Annotated in this window: 16 protein-coding genes; 12 read left to right on the top strand and 4 right to left on the bottom strand. The window is 64.4% G+C overall.

Going from position 1 to position 17,385, the window contains the following annotated elements; all coding sequences use genetic code 11:
• Window positions 1–73: 73 nt before the first annotated feature.
• The 10 genes from AC1C2Q_RS01785 (at window position 74) to AC1C2Q_RS01740 (ending at window position 10,983) form a co-directional block, all read left to right on the top strand.
• Window positions 74–751, top strand: a complete 678-nt coding sequence (locus AC1C2Q_RS01785) for a DsbA family protein (protein WP_495448774.1) — start codon at window positions 74–76, stop codon at window positions 749–751.
• 70 nt (window positions 752–821) lie between these two features.
• On the top strand, window positions 822–1,640 hold the full coding sequence (locus AC1C2Q_RS01780) for a MurR/RpiR family transcriptional regulator (RefSeq protein WP_495431672.1): 819 nt from the start codon (window positions 822–824) through the stop codon (window positions 1,638–1,640).
• A gap of 177 nt (window positions 1,641–1,817) precedes the next feature.
• Window positions 1,818–2,489 (top strand): tyrosine-protein phosphatase, encoded by a 672-nt coding sequence (locus AC1C2Q_RS01775; RefSeq protein WP_495448773.1) that lies wholly within the window; start codon window positions 1,818–1,820, stop codon window positions 2,487–2,489.
• On the top strand, window positions 2,486–3,283 hold the full coding sequence (locus AC1C2Q_RS01770) for a metallophosphoesterase family protein (protein WP_495448772.1): 798 nt from the start codon (window positions 2,486–2,488) through the stop codon (window positions 3,281–3,283). The genes AC1C2Q_RS01775 and AC1C2Q_RS01770 overlap by 4 nt, the downstream gene beginning before the upstream one ends.
• Before the next feature lie 7 nt (window positions 3,284–3,290).
• Window positions 3,291–4,334 carry an ABC transporter substrate-binding protein gene (locus AC1C2Q_RS01765; RefSeq protein ID WP_495448771.1) on the top strand — a complete coding sequence of 348 codons (1,044 nt, stop codon included), beginning with the start codon at window positions 3,291–3,293 and terminating at the stop codon, window positions 4,332–4,334.
• Entirely contained in the window at window positions 4,334–6,010 is a 1,677-nt protein-coding gene (locus AC1C2Q_RS01760; protein WP_495448770.1) for an ABC transporter permease, read from the top strand. The genes AC1C2Q_RS01765 and AC1C2Q_RS01760 overlap by 1 nt, the downstream gene beginning before the upstream one ends.
• Window positions 6,011–6,012: 2 nt before the next feature.
• Complete coding sequence (locus AC1C2Q_RS01755) at window positions 6,013–7,092, top strand: ABC transporter ATP-binding protein (RefSeq protein ID WP_495448769.1); 1,080 nt, start codon at window positions 6,013–6,015, stop codon at window positions 7,090–7,092.
• Entirely contained in the window at window positions 7,089–7,628 is a 540-nt protein-coding gene (locus AC1C2Q_RS01750; RefSeq protein WP_495448768.1) for a histidine phosphatase family protein, read from the top strand. Before AC1C2Q_RS01755 ends, AC1C2Q_RS01750 begins: the two co-directional genes overlap by 4 nt.
• A 197-nt stretch (window positions 7,629–7,825) precedes the next feature.
• Window positions 7,826–10,093, top strand: a complete 2,268-nt coding sequence (locus AC1C2Q_RS01745) for an LLM class flavin-dependent oxidoreductase (protein WP_495448767.1) — start codon at window positions 7,826–7,828, stop codon at window positions 10,091–10,093.
• Window positions 10,090–10,983, top strand: a complete 894-nt coding sequence (locus AC1C2Q_RS01740) for an LLM class flavin-dependent oxidoreductase (RefSeq protein ID WP_495448766.1) — start codon at window positions 10,090–10,092, stop codon at window positions 10,981–10,983. Before AC1C2Q_RS01745 ends, AC1C2Q_RS01740 begins: the two co-directional genes overlap by 4 nt.
• A 35-nt stretch (window positions 10,984–11,018) precedes the next feature.
• Here AC1C2Q_RS01740 and AC1C2Q_RS01735 read toward each other — a convergent pair whose 3' ends face one another.
• The 4 genes from AC1C2Q_RS01735 to AC1C2Q_RS01720 form a co-directional block, all read right to left on the bottom strand.
• Window positions 11,019–12,218 carry an MFS transporter gene (locus AC1C2Q_RS01735; protein ID WP_495448765.1) on the bottom strand — a complete coding sequence of 400 codons (1,200 nt, stop codon included), beginning with the start codon at window positions 12,216–12,218 and terminating at the stop codon, window positions 11,019–11,021.
• 14 nt (window positions 12,219–12,232) lie between these two features.
• A complete protein-coding gene (locus AC1C2Q_RS01730) occupies window positions 12,233–13,354 on the bottom strand; it encodes a MerR family transcriptional regulator (protein ID WP_495448764.1) in 1,122 nt (373 codons plus the stop codon).
• A gap of 78 nt (window positions 13,355–13,432) precedes the next feature.
• On the bottom strand, window positions 13,433–13,906 hold the full coding sequence (locus AC1C2Q_RS01725) for a DUF1990 domain-containing protein (protein WP_495448763.1): 474 nt from the start codon (window positions 13,904–13,906) through the stop codon (window positions 13,433–13,435).
• Entirely contained in the window at window positions 13,903–16,083 is a 2,181-nt protein-coding gene (locus AC1C2Q_RS01720) for a preprotein translocase subunit SecA (RefSeq protein WP_495448762.1), read from the bottom strand. The genes AC1C2Q_RS01725 and AC1C2Q_RS01720 overlap by 4 nt, the downstream gene beginning before the upstream one ends.
• A 127-nt stretch (window positions 16,084–16,210) precedes the next feature.
• On the opposite strand from AC1C2Q_RS01720, the gene AC1C2Q_RS01715 reads away from it, so the two are divergent.
• On the top strand, window positions 16,211–16,852 hold the full coding sequence (locus AC1C2Q_RS01715; RefSeq protein WP_495448761.1) for a hypothetical protein: 642 nt from the start codon (window positions 16,211–16,213) through the stop codon (window positions 16,850–16,852).
• Window positions 16,853–16,904: 52 nt separating this feature from the next.
• Window positions 16,905–17,333 (top strand): peroxiredoxin, encoded by a 429-nt coding sequence (locus tag AC1C2Q_RS01710; RefSeq protein WP_495448760.1) that lies wholly within the window; start codon window positions 16,905–16,907, stop codon window positions 17,331–17,333.
• Window positions 17,334–17,385: the final 52 nt, after the last annotated feature.

Raw genomic sequence — 17,385 nt, 5'->3', positions numbered from 1 at the left:
CACCGCATCGGGTGCGTTCCGACAGTGCGTAGACAACGTGTAGACGTGTACAAACGCGTAGAAGAGGACGAGCATGGCCAGCGCGAAAAGCGGCGTGAACGCGTTCGCGCTATGGATTTCCATCGGTGTCTTGGTCGTGTTGGTCGGCCTCGGCGGTCTCGTGGTCTGGCTCAACAATTCCTCCGACGATTCGGTGACGCCGCAGGGATCGATCATCGATTCGGATTCGGGCGCGATCACGATCGGTGATGGTCCGGATGGGGTCGCCATTTGGTTCGACTTCTATTGCCCGCACTGCCAGGACTTCGAAGACATTTATGGACCCGAGATTCAGTCACTGGTTGACGAGGGTGAGATCGGCCTTCAGCTGCATCCCGTCGCGCTGGCGAGGCTGAATACGGCGTCGGGGACGCAGTTCTCCGAACGGTCGGGAAGTGCGCTCTACTGCGTGGCCAGCGAGGCGCCAGATGCCACGTTGTCGTTCTTCCAGCAGTTGTTCGCATCGAAACCGACAGGGGCCGGTCTCACCGATGAGGAGTTGGCTGATCTCGCGGCGGATGTCGGCGCCACGGCTGCTGCAGAGTGCATCGCTGACGGAACCTATCGGGAGTTCGTCGTCGCCCAGGCCAGCGAACTGCCCACCAACCCCGAAACCGGGGGACTGGGAACGCCGGCTTTGGTCGTCAACGGCGAATTCATTGCGATTACCGGCGACGTCGATGCCGATATCGTCGATCGCCTGCAGGGCTGACGTACGCTCCGCCCGTGGCCGACCGGTATCGTCGACGTGTGGGACAACGTCGGGAGAACACGTGAGTGTGATGCGGCAACCGCTGGGTGCGCTCGCGCGGGTCAGGGCGGCAGCATCAGCGCTGGGACCGAGTGAAGGCCGCGTCGCCGCAGTGATCCTTGCGAGACCAGACGACGTCGTCGGATGGTCGACTGCCGAACTTGCGCAGGCGGCTGGTACGTCGACGGCGACGGTCATCAGAGCGTGTCAGAGCCTGGGCTTTCGCGGCTTTCAGCACCTGCGTCTGGAGGTCGCACGCGCAGCGCCGCTTGCTCCGCAGCAGCGGACGGATTCGGCCGACGCATCCTTCGACGCCGCGGTTGACGCGATCCGCCTTGCGCAGGAGAGCGTTGACCCGCGTCAAATCGAGAATGCGACAGAGGCGCTGCGGCGGGCTGCACGTATCGTGTTGGTAGGAAGCGGATTCTCCGGCCCACCGTTGCACGATTTCGCCATGCGGCTGAGTACGCTCGGCCGGTCAGTCGAGGCGCCGATCGACGCACTCGGACAGCAATTCGCGGTGCGATCCCTCGCGCCCGGCGACGTGTGTCTGGCACTGAGTTACTCTGGCGCGAACTCGCAGACGCTGCGCGCCTGCGCTGCGGCGGCCGAACGAGGCGTCACCATCGTGCTCATCACGAGTTACGCGCGTTCGCCGATCGGGCGCCTGGCCGACATCATTGTGACCACCGGGCCGATCGCTACATCGCACGAGGTCGATCCCTTCCTCGCTCGGCTCAGCCACCTCGTCGTGTTGCAGTCACTCCACGCGGGTCTGGCACAGGCCACCTCGCAGCGTGATGTCGAAGGCATGCGCGCGGTCGTCGCCGAAGCCCTGATCGACGACTGATCGTCGCCCGTAACCTCGACACCTTGCGGTGGGCGATGGTTCGCGTTGACGTTGCGTGCACGTCACCTGCCGTTCACTGTGGGCGACGACACTCCTCGGTGTAACAACGTTTCGTACGCGATGAAACGGCTGAAACCAGCACGTCGGAATCAGCGCACCAATACCCGGGAGGTCGTCGTGGAAGCATTACGGATCGACGGTCTGTTCAACGTTCGAGCCACGCGTGGCAACGCGCCATGGGTCATTCGTTCAGGCGCCACGGACGCGCTGAGACCGACGGGCACCGCCAGGCTGCGAGAGCTCGGCGTGACGATGATCCTCGACCTGCGCGAGCAAGTCGAGGTCGGATCGCAAGAGCACGGCATCCCGGTGCGCTCTGTGCCGCTCTACGGTAAGCAGCCGCCGTCGATCGGTCGCCTTGAGGATATCTACGAGACCCTGATCCGCGATCGCGGCGAGGCGTTGGCGGAGGCAGTGGGCGTCATCGCCGATGCTTCGGGTGCGGTTCTGGTGCACTGCACAGCGGGGAAGGACCGCACCGGCCTCGTGGTCGCTCTTGCGCGCCTCGCTGCCGGCGCATCCGCAGCCGCCGTCGTCGAGGACTACTCGCTGTCGGGCCCTCACGTCTATGACGCCCGTGTCGATCACGCGCACCGCGTGGCCGAGGGCGCGAATGACGCGGAATACGCCGAGATCTTGCGTCTTCATCTCGACAGCCCGCCGGAGGCCATTGCACACGCCCTCGCGGTTGTCGATGAGTTCGGCGGTGCAGCCGACTATCTCCTTTCGCATGGCCTCGAAGCTCGCCAACTCGCCGCGCTCCGGCGCAAGGACGGGGCGACGCGATGAGCCACGAGACTGGTCGCCTGACAATCCTCCACGTGAGCGACGTGCACGCGACCGAGGGCGAACTGCTGTACGGCGCGGTCGACGGCTTTGAGCGACTGCGTCGTGTCGGCGAGTACGCGTGCGAGACCGGTATGACACCGGAGGCCATCGTGATCTCCGGTGATCTCATCCAGCGTGGACACGCGGGTGCATATCCGGCACTCAAGCGTGAACTCGCACGACTCGAAGATCGGACCGGCGTTCCTGTGTTCACCGTGCTGGGAAATCACGATGAGCGGGGCGCATCCCGCATCCTGTCCGGGCACGAGGAGGGTCACTACCGCACTGTCTTCGTTGAGGATCTGCGAGTGATCCTTCTGGACTCTTCGGCGGGCGAGCTCGGCGAGGAGCAGCGCGACTGGCTGATCGGCGAGCTGCGCGTCGCGCACGGCGCCGGAACGGTGGTGGCGATGCACCACCCGCCGCTGGGATCGCCAATGCCGACACTGGCGAAGGCAGGTCTTCGTGATGCGGAAGAGTTCCTCGACATCGTCGAGGGCACAGACGTCCGCGTCGTGCTCGCTGGCCACTTCCACCACACGCTGGCCGCCACCATGCGCGGAATCAGCGTGTCGGTCGGGCCGTCCCTGGCCTATCACCAAGTCATGGATGCCGGCCCGCACCGGGTCAGTGGTCATGACCAGGCGATGTTCTCGCTCGTGCACCTCGTTCCTGGGGCTGTGACGGCCACAGCCGTCAGCCTCACCTCTCCCTCTCCGCTCTTCTCCTCTCCTGTATCCGTACCCACCAGATAGGAATCACATGTTCCAGTACCGGAAGACCGCAGCCCTGACCGCGATGGGCCTGACCGCAATCGTCCTGGCGGGATGCAGCAGCACGCCAGCTGCCGACCCCACCACGGATCCCGCTCCGACAACATCGGCAGCGCCTGACCCGACCACCATCACGCTGTACACGTCGGAACCGCAGGAGAAGGCGGACGAGCTCGTCGCCGCCTTCAACGAGATTCACCCCGAGATCACTGTCGAGGTGTTCCGCGCTGGCACCGGCGACCTCACCACCCGCGTCGCCGCCGAGCAGACCGCAGGCGGCATCCAGGCCGACGTCTTCCTCGCCGCTGACGCCGCGACCTTCGAGAACTACGCGGCCGAAGACCTTCTGCTGGAGTACACCCCGGCAGACATCGACGCCATCAACCCTGACGTCGTCGACCCGGAGGGCTTCTACGTCGGCACCCGGATCATCCCCACCGTCATTGCGTACAACACCGGCATGATCGAGGCGCCGCCGACCTCGTGGGCAGAGCTCACAGACGCTGAGTACGCAGACAAGATCGTCATGCCGAACCCGGATGTCTCGGGTGCCGCGGCGTACAACGCAGCTGTGTGGCTTGACGAGCCCGCATTGGGTGAGGAATGGCTGACCGCCCTTTCCGAGAACCGTCCGGTCATTGCCGACAGCAATGGCCCTGTCTCGCAGGCCGTCGCCACCGGTGCACAGCCGGTGGGTGTCGTGGTCGACTACTTGGTGCGCGAGCTCGCGGCCCAGGGCTCACCCATCGCCGTGTCCTACCCGGAGGAGGGCGTGCCGTACGTCTCGCAGCCGGTCGGCATCTTCGCTGACACCGATGATGAGGCAGCCTCGCAGGCGTTTGTCGACTTCCTCGTGAGCAAGGCCGGACAGGAACTCGCGGTCGCGCAGTCCTACCTGCCGGTGCGCGCTGACGCGGGAACGCCTGAGGGCGCGCCGGCGATGGACGAGATCGCCATCCTCAGCCCTGAGCTGGAGACCATCCAGTCCACCCAGGACAGCGCGGTCGAGCTCTTCCGGTCGCTCTTCCTCTAGTGAGCACGAGCATCACCACGACCGCGGGCACGGCGCAACGCCGTGCCCGCGGTTCCGCGCGTCCGGACGGCATCAGCGCGCTGGCGATTGTGCTCTGGGTGGCAGTTGCGGCCGTCGTGCTCGTCCCTCTCGGCGCGATCCTCGTGCTCGCCTTCGCGGGCAGTCAATTCGGGATCCTGCTCGATGATGAGGTGCTAGAGGCGAGCGTCAACAGTCTGGTCTCTGCGGTCGCGTCCGCCGCGGCGGCAATGGTGGTGGGCGCGGCATTCGCGATCCTGTTGGAGCGTACGGACCTCGTCGGGCGACGTGCGTTGCGTCTGCTGGCGATGACGCCGTTGCTCATGCCACCTTTTGTCGGGGCGATCGCTTGGCTCGGCATTGCCGGCCCAACAGCACCCATCAACATTTGGTGGCGTGACATGTTCGGTGGCCCGCTCTGGTCGATCTACGGCGCAGACGGCGTCATCCTCCTCTTGACTGTGCACAGCTATCCGATCGTGATGCTGATCGTCACGGCGGCATTGCGCCGCGTGCCTGCCGACCTGGAGCAGGCCGCCCGCATTGCGGGCTCGGGGCCACTGCGCAGCCTGTTCGCCATCACGGTGCCCCTGCTGCGCCCCGCGTTGCTGTCTTCGTTTGTGCTCGTCGCCGTCGGTAACCTCGCTGATTTCGGGATCCCGTCGATCATCGGCCTGCCGGAACGGTTCACCACGCTTGCGACACTCGTCTACCGGTTCCTGCAATCGGGCACGGTCGACGATCCGCTGGCTGTCGTTTCCGCGATCGGCGTCGTCCTTCTTGTGATTGCGCTCCTTGGGCTGCTGCTGGATCTACTCATCGGCAGGGGAGGGTGGGAGTTGGATGCTTCGGCATCCCCACCTCAGGAGCTCGAACTCGGCCGGGCCCGCAGACCTGTCAGCCTGACGATGTGGGTCGTTGTGCTCACGGTCACGGTGCTGCCGCTGCTCGCCCTGCTCACCCAGACCCTCTTGAAAGCGCCGGGCGTTCCCGTGACCTTCGAGAACCTCACACTCGATCACCTCGTCACGGCGGTCACCTCCGCGAACGCGCTCGCCGGAGCATCCAACTCGATCATGCTGGCGACGCTCGCCGCGATCATCTGCGGTGCGCTCGGCCTCGGAATCGGTGTCATTGCGACTCGCACCCGCGTGCGTGGTTCACGTGCGCTGCATGCGCTCACGATGCTGCCCCAGGCCATCCCCGGAATCGTCCTCGCGGTCGCGTGGCTCGTGCTCGCCCCGCGCATCGGGTTGTTCAACACGCCGTGGCTGATCCTGTGCGCATACATAACCTCGTTCACCGCGATCGTGCTGCAGTCGGTGACCGCGCCGCTGGCCGGCACGCCGACAAGCGCGGAAGAGGCAGCCCGTATCTCCGGTGCTGGTCGTCTGCGATCCCTGATCGACATCTCGTCTCGACTGGCGCTGCCTGCGGCAATCTCAGGTGCCGTGATCGTCGCGGTGACCGCGGTGCGCGAGCTCACCCTTTCGGTGCTGCTGCTTTCCCCTGGTTCGCAGACGCTCGGCGTGGCGATCTTCAACCTGCAGCAATCGGGTGCGTTCAACACGGCATCTGCCCTGTCCCTCGTCGTCGCCGTCCTCGGCGTCGCCTTCATCGGAGTGGTCACCGGCCGCTCCGCCATCGCGAAAGGCTGATCGTGGCATCCGTCACTCTCGATTCCGTCTCCATGCGCTACCCGTCCGGGGCGCAGGGTCTGGCCGACATCGATCTGGAGATCGCCGATGGTGAGTTTCTCGCCCTCGTGGGTCCGTCCGGGTCTGGCAAGACCACACTGCTTCGCACCGTTGCAGGGTTTCTGTCGCCGACGAGCGGTCGCATCCGCATCGGCGAGAAGCAGGTCGCCGGCGGTGACGCATTCGTGCCGCCAGAGTCGCGCTCACTCGGCATGGTGTTTCAGCAGCACGCCGTATGGCCGCACTGGAGCGTCGGCCGTAACGTCGACTACCCGCTGCGGCGAGCCGGTGTCCGAAAGCCCGAGCGCACTCGCCGTGTCGCGGAGACGTTAGAACTCGTGGGTCTGGCCGGATATGAGCGACGCGACCCCGCGACACTCTCCGGCGGGCAACGGCAGCGGGTCGCACTGGCGCGTGCATTGGTGGCGCAGCCGCGTGTACTCCTGCTTGACGAGGCTCTCTCGGCCTTGGACGAGCCGCTGCGCGACCGGCTTCGTCTGGAGTTGCGCACTCTCACGCGCGAGCTGGGACTCACGGTCGTGCATGTGACCCACGATCGATCTGAGGCTCTCGCGCTGGCGGATCGTGTCGTGGTGCTGGACTCAGGGCGGATCCAGCAGGTGGACACTCCCGAGGCTCTGCTGACTCGACCCGCGTCGGCATTCGTCGCGAAGTTCCTCTCCGACGCAACCATTGTGGAGGGAACAGCGGATGCGACGGGCTTCGCCGCTACAGAGCATCCGCTTCACTTTCCGCTCGACTCGACCACACAGACGATGCGCGGTGAGGTGAGTGCCGCCATCATGCCAGCCGATATCGACGTGCGTCTTGACGGTGCAGGCGACGCCACGGTGCGCTCTGCTCTGTTCTTGCGCGATGGGAGCGACATCGTCGTTGAGTGGCGCGGACTGAAGCTCCGGGCACAGACGACGGGCGTCCGCCTCGCCGTGGGCGATCGTGTGTCGATGAGTATTCGATCGGCCCATCTTTATCCTCGCGATACTGGCGCGCATGCGGCCGCTCTGAATTCGGTGGCGTCGTGACGGTCGCGCTCGTGCGGCACGGCCGCACCGCGTGGAATCAGGAGCGGCGGCTGCAGGGTCGCACAGACATCCCTCTGGACGATCACGGACGTGATCAGGCAGACGTGGCCGGTCGTCTGCTGGCGCGGGGGAGCTGGGACCGAATCGTGAGTTCCCCACTACAGCGGGCAGTTGAGACGGCTCAGATCATCCAGTCCCGCATCAGTGTGCCCGGCCTCGAGATCGATGACGCCTTCGTGGAACGCGACTTCGGCGACGCCGAGGGGATGCTGGTGAGTCAGGCGAGCGAGCGCTGGGTGTCGGGCGACTACCCAGGCGCAGAGTCATGGGATGACCTCCAGCAGCGTGCACGAGCGGCACTGGAATCAGTCCTCGGCAGGGAAGGGCTGACCGTGGTCGTTGCTCACGGCACCTTCATCCGTGCTGGCGTGGAAGCGGCCACGGGTGCCAGTTGCCCGCGCATCCTCAATGGGCAGGTTGTGATGCTCACCGCCGGGATTGACGGCGCGTGTTCGGCGCAGATTCTGGAGAACTAAGCGGGTGGCCCCGCGCGACGATGCATTCGGAGATCGGTCCTCGGTAGTGCATGCGCGGACATGGAATACGCGAGGGCTGGAACTGTTGAGATCAATAGCTGATCGTCGCGCAAGCCCGCGAAGTTGCCGCCCTCTCAAGAAACTGAATACATGCCTATCGCTCTGATTCACATCGTCTCGCACGAGGTACATTCCTCATGAACTACGGTCATCCGCTGGAATTCGGCACGCTGATCAACCCGGCATCTGCATCCTCAGGCGCGGTGGTGGAGCGCGCAGTTTTGAGCGAGCGGTACGGCTACGACATCGTCACGGTGCGGGAGGAACCCGATCAACCTGAGCTCCTCGACGCGTGGACGCTCATGTCGTGGATAGCGGGCCGCACCAACAGCATCCGCATTTCCGCGAACGTCATGAGCACGCCCATTCGCACTCCGGCGGTGACTGCGCGCGCCTCGGCAAGCCTGGATCTCCTGTCCGGAGGTCGCTTCTCGCTGGCGCTTGGCGCGGGGACGGCGTGGGATGCGCGGGGATCTGATCACATACTTACGACGACTCAGGCCGCAGACGCGGTCGAAGAGGTCGTCGAGATCATCCGCAACATGTGGTCTTCCGAGCAGGGAAACCTGCGATATTCCGGTGACTACTACCGCGTCGAGGGCACGCCTCGCGGTCCGGAGCCGGCACATGAGGTGCCGATCTGGCTTGCCGGCCTGGATCAGCAGTTGCTGCGGCTGGTCGGTCGCGAGTCTGATGGCTGGCTGTCATCAGCCGCGGAAATGATCCCCGGCCAGTTCGCGGCCGCGAACCAGGCGATCGACGAAGCGGCGAAGCAGGCGGGACGGGATCCCCGCGAGATCCGTCGACTGGTGAACATCTCCGGCGACTTCCGCTCCTCGGGAACGGGGTTCCTCGTCGGCCCCAGCACACAGTGGGTCGAGGAGCTGCTGCCGTTCGTCGTAGACGATGGGGCGGGCACATTCATCCTCGAAACGGATGATCCGGCGACGATGCAGCAGTTCGCCGAGGAAGTGATCCCGGGCCTTCGTACTGCGGCCGATCTTGCGTTGCCGGGCAGCCTCGCCGGTGGCAAGATACGGCGCGCATCCGTGCGCGCACGTCGTGCACCTGGCATTGCATACGAAGAAGTGCCAGTGAGCATTGCCGATCACGTGATCGAGCCCGGCGACGTGGGCTATGGGGCGGTGCGTTCCACCTACTTGCGAGGAGGTGCACCCGGACTCGTGATCCAGCCGCGCGACACCGCGGGGGTTGTCGACGCCATCCGCTTCGCGCGGAAGCATCCTGATCTCCCGCTCGGAATCCGCAGTGGGGGACACGGGATCAGCGGACGCTCGACGAACCGTGATGGCATCGTCATCGACGTGTCCCGGCTGAACGCAATCGAGGTGCTCGACGTCGAGGCGCGCCTCGTTCGGATCGAACCCGGAGCGCGATGGATGGATGTCGCTGCCGTGCTGTCCGAGCATGGCTGGGCGTTGAGCTCGGGAGATTACGGGGGAGTGGGCGTCGGCGGGCTCGCCACGACCGGCGGTATCGGGTTCCTCGGGCGCGAGCATGGACTCACCATCGACCATCTGCGTGAGGTCGAGATCGTGCTGGCGGACGGCGCGGTGGTGCGAGCAAATGCCACCGAGAACGAGGACCTGTTCTGGGCCGTCCGCGGCGCCGGTGCGAACTTCGGCATCGTCACGGCATTCGAGTTCGAGGTCGACGAGGTCGCCGATGTCGGGTGGGCCCAGTTCGTAATGGATGCGGGTGACACCGCGGACTTCCTGCAGAAATGGGGAGCCACGGTCGAGGCTGCACCGCGTGACACTACGAGCTTCCTCATTCTCGGTGCCCCGCGCCCTGGTGAGCCGGCGATCGCATCGGTGATGACGATGGTCGACTCCGGTGATCCGGAAGTGATCGTGCAGCGACTGCAGCCATTCGCCAATATCTCGCTCCTGCATCAGCAGTCGGTGCAGCTGACGACCTACCGCGCAGTCATGTCCAACGCGGCTGGGCAGAGCAACCAGGGCCAAGGCGAGCCCATTTCCCGCTCGGGATTCATCGAGCACATCACGCCCGAATTCGCCCGATCGGCGTCGCGGCTCATCCACAGTGGAGCAACCCACTTCTTCCAGGTGCGCTCCGTCGGCGGCGCGATTTCTGACGTCGATCCGGATGCCACGGCGTATGCCCACCGGTCGGCGAACTTCTCCGTCGTGGCCCTCGCCTCGCGGCGGGAACGGCTGGATGCGCAGTGGGCGGAGCTGTACCCGCACTTCGAGGGGCTCTACCTGAGTTTCGAAACCGACCAGGACCCTGCGCGCATCGAAGACGCTTTCCCGCCGAGAACCCTCGCCAGGCTTCGTCGTCTTAAAGCTGAGTACGATCCCGACAACCTGTTCAATGACAACTTCAACGTCGTCGACAACGAAGTACGGAGCGCATCATGACGGATTACGGACACGACCCGTTGTTCGGGGTCTTCATCACACCGACCAACCAGCCGGTCATGCAGGCCGTGGATCTGGCGGTTGTCGCGGATCGGGCGGGGCTCGACCTCGTCACGTTCCAAGATCACCCGTACCAGCCGAGATTTCATGACACCTGGACGCTGTTGTCGTACGTCGCGGCCCGCACCGAGCACATCCGTGTGAGCGGAAACGTGCTCAACCTGCCGCTGCGGCAGCCGGCTGTGCTTGCCCGCAGCGCCGCGAGCCTCGATCTGCTCAGCGGCGGTCGATTCGAACTGGGTATCGGCTCCGGCGGATTCTGGGACGCTATCGAGGCGATGGGTGGACGCCGGCTCACTCCTGGGCAGGGCGTACAAGCGCTGGACGAGGCGATCCAGATCATCCGCGGTATCTGGGATGCGGAGGAGCGCGGCGGTGTCCGCGTCGACGGCGAGTTCTATCAGGCCAACGGCGCCAAACGGGGACCGGCTCCCGCTCACGACATTGGCGTGTGGATCGGCGCATACAAACCACGGATGCTGCGGCTCACAGGGCGAGCCGGGGACGGGTGGCTTCCCTCGCTGGCATACATGCAGGGTGGGCCCTCAGACCTGATCGAAATGAACAAGTACATTGACGAGGGAGCCGAACGTGCCGGTCGTAATCCGCGCGCGGTGCGGCGGCTGCTGAATATCTCGGGCCAGTTCACGGCATCCAGCCGCGGCTTGTTCTCCGGGCCGCCGAAAGACTGGGCGGAGCAGGCCGCGACCCTCACTCACGACTACGGCATCACCGGTTTCATCCTCGTGGCCGATGATCCGAACACCATCGAGTACTACGCCGCCGAGGTCGCGCCAGCGGCAAGGGAACTCATCGCCGCGCAGCGCTGAGCGCTCTCCATCGTCCGATGGGGATGCCTCGCATCTCATCCGCCCGTGGAGAACGCTCGCAGCGTCCTGTCCGTGACGACCACGAGCGAGGCGACCGTCGCGATCAATCCTGACGCCGCGATCATCGGTGCGGTACCAGCGGCCGCGACGAAGACGCCGATCAAGGGGGTCACGACGAGTTGCGGGGCCAGTTGTACGAATATCAGCAGGCTTTGGAACCGTGAAACCATCGACGGCGGCGCGAGCAGGATGTATGTCGGAAAGACATGCGCGGTGAACACTACGACCCCTACCCCGACCAGTGTTGTGCCTGCCGCAGCAGAGATCCAACTCGATGCGATCGCGAGGATTCCAAGTCCAACTGCGACGATCAGTGGGCCCGCCGCCATTGGACGCCACGCCTTGGACGCGGTGCCTCGCCATGCGAACCATGCGCCACAAATGAGACCGCCGGCGATCCAGCCTGCTTCGATCAGTCCCGCCTCGGACGCTGACCATCCTCGCTCTCGGGCGGCAAGGGGAATCCCGAGCAGAACCGACGGGATCACTGCGCCTGCGACGATCGCCACGCATACCAACAGCGCTGGCGCACCATTGGTGGCTCTGGCCGTTGTGATGCCCGCGATGATCCCGCTGAGCGTGACTGCCTCGGACTCCGGCTTCCGTTCCCGAGGCGGGCGGATCAGCAGGAGCGTCGACAGCATCACAACACCCGCCAGTACGTCGAGCAACGCGACACTGCTCAACGCGATGACGCCGATGAGCAGCCCGCCAAGGGGTGGCGCGATCGTGCGCGCGAGTTGGCTCGCCATGCCCACGCGCGCCATGGCTGCTCCGAGAGCCTCGTCTGTGACGAAGAGCCGTGGGAAGACACCCGCAGCCGGGCGATGGAATGCCGCGATGGTGCCGATCAGCGCCGCGGTGATCATCAACAGCGCAGGAGGAACACCCCAGAACATGACGGCGATGGCGAGGCATGCACTGATGACCAGCATCGCAATCGTGCCGAAGATCATGACGAGGCGCGGTCCGAACCTGTCAGCGACAGCGCCGCCAAGAAGTCCCAGGAGCACCGCGGGTGCCACAGTCAGCGTGAGAACTGCGGATGCGACGTGTGGGCCGTATCCGGATGCTGTCCATGTCAAGGCGAATGCGAGGACACTGGCACCGAGTTCAGAGCCGACTGTTGCCGTAACCCAGGCGTTGAACCCTCTCGGCATCCGCTGCGGTCTCATGGCGCCCTGCGGTCTCATACGTGGCGCGGCATGACCAGCGCAGCGAAGTCAGGTTGGGCGGGGGAGCGCCAGATCAGAGCTTGGTCTGGTCCGCGTGCCTCACACACGAGTTCGTGGCCGAGGGTCGCACTAACGATGCGTCTCAAAGCGTGCGTAGAGATCTCGAGGGAGGGAAGTGGGCCAACCACATATCCCGACACCATCAGCGCCCCGGAAGAGAGTCTTGCGCATCCGCTCTCAGCAGTAAGGAGAACGCTTCGATCCTCAGACTGCTCGGCAAGGCACAGAACGTCGTCCCGTTGGAACAGCGCCCGGGTAGGCGCCACCGCCTCCGTGGCGAGAACTCGGTGCACGCTGGGGAATCGGTCGGGCTTCGCGCTCAGGACTAGCTCCTCGCCCTCTAAATCGCGGAATCGGCTGAGCTCGCCGATCGTATAAGGGTCTCGTCCCGTCGGGACGTCGATGACGAGGTCGACCTCTTGCCGATTTCGAAGCCATTCCACTACCGCCGACGGTGAGACGCGCACTCGGGCGGACGGGCCACCGACGCCAGCGGGGACATTGGTTCGCGTCAGTAGGATGTATCGGTCAGTTGCCACGATCGCCACAGAGTCCGGTTCGATCTCAAGAAGAACATCGTCGAGCCCGCTTTCATCTCCGGCATCCATGCTGGCAGGCATCACCTGCCGGATCGCGGATGCAAGCACTATCCCGTCGAATCGGATCGTCGTGCGACGCGTGGGGTTCGTGTCGACTTGCGCTCGTAGGCTGAGCTTCAGATCATCGACCAGGGCTTCGGCCGATTCGGCTCGACCATGTGCTTCGGCAAGCCACTCATCCAGTATCGATTCGGCGCTCGCCGCATCGCTCTCGAACACCGCTCTGATTCGTTCCAAGCGAAGCCCGGCGTCCCGCAGGCGGCGAATCCAGATCGCACGCTGCTGCTGATCGAGCGAGTAGTACCGATAGCCGGTGCGTTCTTCGACATCGGCGGGTGAGAGCAGCCCGCTGTCTCCGTATTGGCGCAGCGCGCTCGCGCTCAGCCCGACCGCTCGTGCGAATGTGGTGATCGTCTGAAGCGGTGGTTGTGCGCTCACCTGCCGTTGGAGGCCGTCAGATTCGCGAGACTGCGTCATAGACCCATGATCAACGTTCACCCGGGCTGAAGGTCAAGGGGCTGTGCGAACTGCGCAACGTGCGCCTGGCCCGCTAGTTCATTGAAGTGCCCGCAGGTAGCGCCTGCGGGCGACCAGTTGGGCGATCCGTAACAGCGGGTAGAGGCCGCGCCAGGGCTGTTGTGGCGCGGCGCGGGTGAGCGAGCGGACCGTGAGGTAAACCTTGTCTCCATGTCGGTGCACGATGAATGCTTCTTCGCCGCTGACAGGGTGTCCGGGCAAGGTCAGATATGCGAAACCGGCTCGATCAGGTTCCTGGACGACAGTCACGACTTCCACCGGTTCGGCGATCGTCACGCCAAGCAGCCGTGTGGTCACCAGGACACGGTCGCCTTCCGATACGGGACCGCTGGAATCCACTTCGAACCCGCTCGCCGTCTTCACCCGCCAGCTCATGACATCGCGAGTGGCTCGCTCCCATGCTGCGTTGCCGTGTCCGATGACAGCGGTGATTTCCGAGCGACGGTATCGATCCCTTTTTGAAGGCCAGACCGCTAGTGAGGGATTCGTCATGTGGCTCTTCCTCGGTCAGTGGTGTTACGTGACTCGGCCCCACGAAACCGACGACGAATTGCACTGGCGGCACGGCCCATCGCGTCATCGATCGGGTCGTCTCGCAGCATGTACGTCCATGTCGCCGAGGGGCGGCGGAGCCCGAGTTCGGCGAGAGCATCTGTCCCGTCGCCGAGTTGCAGCATCCGATCGTGCACAGCGCCGTCCACTGCCGCGAAGAAGCCGTCGAATTCGCGTAGCGCGATGCGGTGGAACTCATCGACCGGATTCTGTCCCGCGAGCTTGCGAAGGTGAATGCCGTCGCGAATCTCGCTGAGCAGCGCCAGATGCTGTTGCCATTGCTCGTCAAGGGAGAACAGAGTCACAAGTCGGCGCGTCTGATCAGATTCGACCAAAGCCTCCTCACGCACGCGCAGTACCTTCTCGCGCTGCTGGCTGATCGCGCGCGTGTACTGCCACGTGCTGCGATGCCGATCCAATCGCACCGACTCAGCGATCGTCTGTGCCTGCTTTGCGATTCGTTCTCGTGTGGGAGCGTCGGTCGAGCCTCGTTCGATGCGGCGCAGCGTCCCCTCGGTGGCATTCGCCTGTACGAAATGGTCTTCCAGGGACGCGAAGACCACAGTCGTCCCAGGATCCCCTTGCCTGCCGGCGCGCCCACGAAGCTGTAGATCTAGCCGAGCCGACGGGTACAGCGCGGTCGAGATCACTGCCAGGCCACCGGATTTCACGACTCGCTCACGATCACGTTCGTCTGCTCCACCGAGTCGGATGTCTGTTCCGCGACCGGACATTTGTGTCGAGATCGTCACCGCTCCATATTCGCCCGCGCGTGCGATTATCGACGCTTCCTGCGCATCGTTGCGCGCATTCAGCACACGTACCCCGAGCGATCGCGGCAACAGTGCGGCGAGTGCCTCGGACTCTGAAACGCTCTGAGTTCCGACGAGGACGGGTTGGCCCTCGCCGTGCCGGCGCAGAATCTCAACCACGGCGGCCGCAGTCTTGTCGTCTTCGGTCACGAACACGCGCGCGGGCAGATCCTGCCGGATGTTCGGCCGGTGCCGCTCGATGCGACCTGAATCGAGCTGATAGAACTCCTTCAGCTCTTCGGCGACGGGCAGGATGGTGCCGCTCATCCCCGCGAGTGAGCGGAAGCGCAACAGCAGATCCTGCACTGTGATCTGATCGAGGATGATCCCCGGCGGTGTGATCGGCAGGTTCTCTTTCGCTTCAACAGCAGCGTGCAGACCGTCCGGCCAGCGCTGCAACTGTGCGACGCGACCCCGCGCCGTGTTGATCAGACGGATGCCGTCGTCTGAGACGAGGTAGTCGACGTCGCGCTGGACGAGTTCCTGCGCATGCAGGGCGAGATTCACCCGTGTAAGCAGGTCGCTGTGCTCTTCATCGAAGAGATTCACGCCTCCGGCATGTTGCTCGACGAGATCGATGCCTGCATCAGTGAGCGAGACGGTCGCATGATCCGCATCGACCTCGAAATGGATGCCTCGCTGCAGGTGCGACACGAGTGCGGTGGCCTCGATCAGCGTCCCAGACGCCGCTTCATCGGAACCGGCCAGCACCAGCGGTGTCATACCCTCGTCGATCATCACCGCATCAGCTTCGTCAACGATGCCGACGTCGAACTGCGGATCGACGCGATCCCCTAGAACTTCCACCTGACGATCACGCAGTACGTCGTATCCGAGCACGGAGAATGACGCGTACACGACGTCCGCACGATACGCCGCGCGTCGCTCTTCAGCGCTTGCGGACTGCTCGACTGAGGAGACTTCCAGGCCGAGCAGATGGAACACCGGCCGCATCCATTCGGCATCTCGTCGCGCCAAGTAGTCATTGACCGACAGCACATGAACGCGCCTGCCCTCCAGCGCGAACATCGCGGCGGCCATTGCACCGGCGAGGGTCTTGCCTTCGCCGGTGTCCATCTCGACGGCGTGGCCGCTATGCAATGCGGATGCCGCGGTGCCCTGCTCCTCGAACGGTGTATAGCCGAGAGCCCGGGAGACCGCGCCGTTGATCTTCGTGAGCTGATCTTCGTCGGCCGGTGACCGATGCAATGAGGATGAGCCGGGGATGCCCAACATCCGCAACGCCCACCGCGGGAGGCGACGACGCAGATCGAACTCCGTCGAATCTGTCCGGCGATAGGCCATGTGGTTCAGCCTACGCTGAGCCTTGGGCGAGGCCCTGAGGCCTCTGGTCAGACGGGGCGCACAAGAGTGTCACTTGCTTCGCGACTGCGGGTCGGCGAACATGGATGAGGTTAAAGCAGGGGAGAGCATGCGTTCAACTGAACCGATTCCGGACAATCCGTGGCCGCACGACATGACTTTCACGGTCGACGACAGACCGACTGATCTCCTGGATCTGCTCTGGCTGCGAGAAGCGTATGAGTTGCAGCCTCGCGGTGATGACCTGCCGCCACGGTTGGTGGACACTCCGGCGGTGGCGGATGCATTGGTCAGCGCCGAGGTACGTGCCGAATGGGAAGAGGCATGGCCGCGCGTGTGGCACGCAGTCGCCGCGCACACCGGCGCCGAGGTCGATCACGGACTCTTCGAGGACCTGCAGAGGACTGCGGATGGATCTGCGCAGCGCGCCGAGTTGCTTCGACGGATCATCGGTCCGACCTGGCAAGAAGAGTTCGGTAGTGAGGCTTTCGACAACCCCTCCTACGACACGTGGGTGCAACGGGGAATCAACGCCCATATGGCCAACGTGCGGGAGAAACTCGAGAACAGCCCTGAATGGCGCGATCTGCCCGCTCTCATCGCGGCGTGGCGTACAGGGGTGACGAAGATCGTCACGATTCCGTGCGAGGGCGAGTTCACGCGCAGGATCACCGAAAATGCACTCCTCGTGACGGCCTCGACGCGTGATGACAGCGCGAAGTACCGCATAGCGTTGGGCACTGTCACCTGATCGTTGCACCCATCTGATCGCTGCGGCATCGCTAGCAAGATCCCCAAGGAGAATGCCAGGGCGCACTGTGGTTTATGTGTATCCGCTCACGGGGCGGCCCGGTACCGAGATGCCTGAGGGATGGGATTCGATCCCGGGCGCTCGCGGGTGCACCACGGAGGCGTGTGACTTCCGGGACCATCACGCCGATTTGCTCGACGCGGGCGCGAGTGCGGTATACGGACTATCCAGTCAAGACACCGCATATCAGGCAGAGGTAGTCGAACGACTGCGGCTGCCTTTCGTGATGCTCTCTGACACGCAGTTCCTGTTCGCGAAGGCGATGGGGCTCCCCACATTCACGGCGCCAGGACACGAGCGGCTTTACTCGCGACTGACCCTCATCATCCGGGACGGACGGACCGAGCACACGTTCTATCCGATCTTTCCGCCGAACACACACGCCCAGGAAGTTCTTGCCTGGTTACAGGAGAACCCCTAGTGAGATCGGCACGTTCACCACTGGACGTCCCTGAATCTGCCGTCTAAAACGA

It is taken from the genome of Microbacterium sp. Y356 (genome assembly GCF_059445355.1).
This window is presented reverse-complemented; position numbering and strand designations above follow the sequence as displayed.